At 45.2% G+C, this 1174-nt stretch carries 1 pseudogene; it reads right to left on the bottom strand.

Annotated features, from left to right (window positions below):
* Window positions 1-115: 115 nt before the first annotated feature.
* Window positions 116-1174 (bottom strand): annotated as a pseudogene (locus tag F6K49_RS51050) (IS66 family transposase); the annotation flags it as partial.

Below are 1174 nucleotides of genomic sequence, written 5' to 3'. Positions count from 1 at the left end.
ATGTTCTAGAAGCTAAAACCCTTATAACTACGTCCAAGGTCAGGCCAAACTAGTATGTATCTTTTTGTAACATATCGGCTGAAAGTATTACCCAATAAGGATTTTAGCTTGCATGTCACCCCCTCAGACCAGGGGGACTTCGACCAGCCAAAGACAATAATTCACACAATTGGGAGATGTTCCTTTGGAACCGCTTCGCGAACGCGTTATTTCCTTGCCATCGCATCGTCTCCAAAAAGCTGAACATTTGGGCTACTAACTGCGCACCCCAATCGCTTCTTGCCCCACCACTAACTTTTCGATGAACAACAATAGGGCGTAAAGCTCTTTCAGCATCATTGTTGTCAGGTTTGACTTCTGGATGAGACAAAAAAGTAAACCACTCATCCCAATGACGTTCAAGTCGCCTCATAAACATGAACTTATCTGATGGCGGCTTTTGGGTAACTGTCTGGTGACAAAACCTCTTTTAATTTTGTTTCTATGACACTTCTGTACCCTGCTAACTCTTCTCGACTCAATAATCCGCTGTTGATAGTCCCGATGAACCGTTCTTGATGGCCACAAAACGGCTTCGACCATAGTTGCTTTCCTCACGATTGCCCTTAAATCTACACGTCTCATTGGCTTTTAAGTCCCTCTCGAGATGTGCTAAACACTTCTGCGAAGGATGCTGCACCTTGTGGAGAGTAAGCACATTAACAATCACTGCTGAGTATTCCCTCAAAATCTGAGCCCAGCAATTTTTCTAGTTCGGCAGAACTGCGGGTCGGGGCTAACATCAAGGCGCAAACTTGGTCACTGGTAGCGACCCATAACCAATACTTGATGCCATCTATACAATAAGTTGTTTGATCTACACACCTAACTCCCGGCTGTTTAATGTAAGGAGCGCCACTGTTGATAAGAAGGTTACTTGCTCTGTTGGAACCAACGCTGCATTTTTGCCAGACTCCCCTGAGAAATGGGAACCCCCAAGACATATAAAGGCAAAATACTCCTGTTTCCGCCATGTCAGGTTTCCGCCATAACCCAACCAGCCCACGATACTACAAAGTCTTCCCCCATAGCTGAATCCTTCTTTAACTCCCGGTGGCATCAAACTGTAGCCACACCACCTACAATTTGGGCATTTATACAAGGGGCCACGATATTCTCTGATTTCTACTGGTTG

Source organism: Moorena sp. SIO3I6, from assembly GCF_010672095.1.
This window is presented reverse-complemented; position numbering and strand designations above follow the sequence as displayed.